The organism is Micromonospora sp. RV43, from assembly GCF_001029515.1.
In the GTDB taxonomy this organism is placed as follows: Bacteria; Actinomycetota; Actinomycetes; order Mycobacteriales; family Micromonosporaceae; genus Micromonospora; species Micromonospora aurantiaca.
The window spans coordinates 1-2,373 of the sequence record NZ_LEKG01000344.1; the positions used below are offsets into that span (position 1 = coordinate 1).

2 protein-coding genes are annotated in these 2,373 nt (G+C 57.0%); one reads left to right on the forward strand and one right to left on the reverse strand.

Features of this window, described 5'->3' with window-relative positions; all coding sequences use genetic code 11:
- Positions 1-278: 278 nt before the first annotated feature.
- Positions 279-542 (reverse strand): hypothetical protein, encoded by a 264-nt coding sequence (locus tag ABD52_RS39635; protein ID WP_152748378.1) that lies wholly within the window; start codon positions 540-542, stop codon positions 279-281.
- Between the two features lie 430 nt (positions 543-972).
- Here ABD52_RS39635 and ABD52_RS41815 point away from each other — a divergent pair, with 430 nt between their 5' ends.
- A complete protein-coding gene (locus ABD52_RS41815) occupies positions 973-2,175 on the forward strand; it encodes a type II toxin-antitoxin system death-on-curing family toxin (RefSeq protein WP_082171465.1) in 1,203 nt (400 codons plus the stop codon).
- Positions 2,176-2,373: the final 198 nt, after the last annotated feature.

A 2,373-nucleotide genomic window follows, 5' to 3' on the forward strand; every position in this document is an offset into this window, starting at 1 on the left:
ACCTGACAGGTGCCTTCCGTCCGGGATAGATGAGACCCTCAGCAAGTCCTATCTTCCCAGGCCGGAAGGCATCTTCCTTTCAAGATCCACTATATGGACCCGCCCTTAATGAAGGGCTGAGGCTAGCGGTCGATCTCGCCGCAGGATTGGCGTCCACGGCAGCCGGCGGACCCGAAAGCCTCCCAGCCGACCCGGACGAGCTGCGGAAGGCGATCAAGGACTTCCCAGGCGATCCCGACGGCCGCCGTCTCGCCGCATACCGCCGAGAGCAAGCCCAGCTAAAGCGACGCCTTCGTGACATCGGCGGAACGGCCTGCGCACTCTGCGGCCGTGAACTGCCACCACAGTTCCTCGTCGCCGCCCACATCAAGAAGCGCTCTGAGTGCACGGACGCCGAGAAGCTCGACTACGACAACGTGGCAATGTTCGCCTGCATCCTCGGGTGCGACAGCCTCTACGAACACGGCTTCATCACTGTCCAGGCAGGAGGCATTATCGAGATCAGCCCACAGGTAGCGCTTGCTCCCGCGGTCGCAGCGCACTGCAGCACTGTATTGACCCAGAGGACGACCGACTGGTGGTCTCCCAAACGGGAGCCCTATTTCGCGTGGCACAGGGACCACACGTTCCGAGGCACCGTATAGGTCGGGCCGCTCCGGCACCACCCTGCATCCCACAGCACGCAACGCTGCCTCTTGCGCCTCCACGTCGGACCAAACGGCACGCCACAACACCTCCGGTCGCAGCCCTAGAAGTGACCGGAAGTCTTACCGCGAGCCACATTGCGAGCACATAAGCGTATTCGACATAGAACACATATGCCAATATGGGCAAGTTTTCCTCTTTGAGAGAATGCGTTACATGCGCATAATCTTCTGCCCATCGACCATGAATGAAAGATGACAGCCGGAAAGCCGATCAGTATTCTATGCAGGTTTTGACGCCAGCACCCCAAGGAAGAGATCAGCATTTATGCCCAAAAGAACAACGGTTAGCGAACTTGCCAAGGAAGCTGGCCTCGACCTTGATCAGGCACTCGTGACGTTATGGGATGCTGGAATCGAAAATCTCTCCGGACCAACGGATGCCGTGCCACCAAGTCGAATTCGCCTCGCGCGATCCTCTCTCGGCTTGCCTCAAATTCGCGATTTGTCTCGCGTCGCGTTTTGGAAAGCCGAACTAAGGCTTGACGATCAATCCTTTGCACAGCTAGCAAGTGACTTAGGAATTAAGCTATCATCGCGATCCCGAAACCTCCCCAAGGGTGCGGTTGCGAGAATCAGGAATCATGTCACCGACAAAGTGATCCCACAGCAAAGGACTGCCGCAGCTGTAGCCGCAGAGCCCCTTCCCGATGCACCTCCTTTATCATGGACAACATACGGAAAGGAAAGGGCCTTCTCGGCTCTCAGTTCGGCCGAACTATTAGATATACACAACGCTCTCACGAAGGATTTTGCTGGCACCGAAGACCCAATTGAGCCGCCCGGAGTAAGGGACGAAACCCTACTTGAATCCGCTGCCATGCGACCGCTTACAGCGATCGGAGATACAGGGAAGTACCAGTCAGTCGAGATGGCAGCAGCCGCCCTCGTCCACTCGGTCGTTCACAACCACCCGTTCCACAATGGCAACAAGCGCAGTGCCCTTGTTGCCATGCTAGTCTTTTTGGAGCGACACAGCATTACATTGACCTGCACCGAGGATGAGCTTTTTAGATTCGCTCTCAAGGTTGCGCAACACGGTCTCGTACCAAAGCACTGGGACAGGCGTTCCGATCGGGAAGTACTCGCAATAGCCCAATGGATATGCCAGTGCAGTCGGTATGTCGATCGAGCCGAGCGTCCAATCAAGTGGATCAAATTACGCCAGATCCTCGCTCAGTACGGATGCGAGCTATCCGCTCCTCGGCCCGGAAATCGAATCGACATATACCGAGGTATCACGGAAAGCGGATGGCTAGGCATCTCCGTTAAGCGTCGCCTGCGAGTCCAAGTCGCATACGGCGGAGACGGCCGCGAGGCGGACCGCGACACAGTAAAGCATATCCGCCGAGAGCTTAGGTTGAACGAAGAGAACGGTATTGACTCGACTTCCTTCTATGGCGGAGAGCCTGCCGCTTCAGACTTTATTGCGAAATACCGCAAGACATTGAAACGTCTCGCAAAGCTCTAATGGCCGGTCCAGCCCCGACAATCCCGCAACCCGAGGCCCGCGCCGGAAGCGCACTGCCTTGGCACACCTAACCTCAGCCCTTCATTAAGGGCGGGTCCATATAGTGGATCTTGAAAGGAAGATGCCTTCCGGCCTGGGAAGATAGGACTTGCTGAGGGTCTCATCTATCCCGGACGGAAGGCACCTGTCAGGTGAAGG

Excerpts from the sequence above, each read along its gene's own strand:
- ABD52_RS41815 (WP_082171465.1), top strand. The coding sequence starts at position 973 with ATGCCCAAAAGAACAACGGTTAGCGAACTTGCCAAGGAAGCTGGCCTC.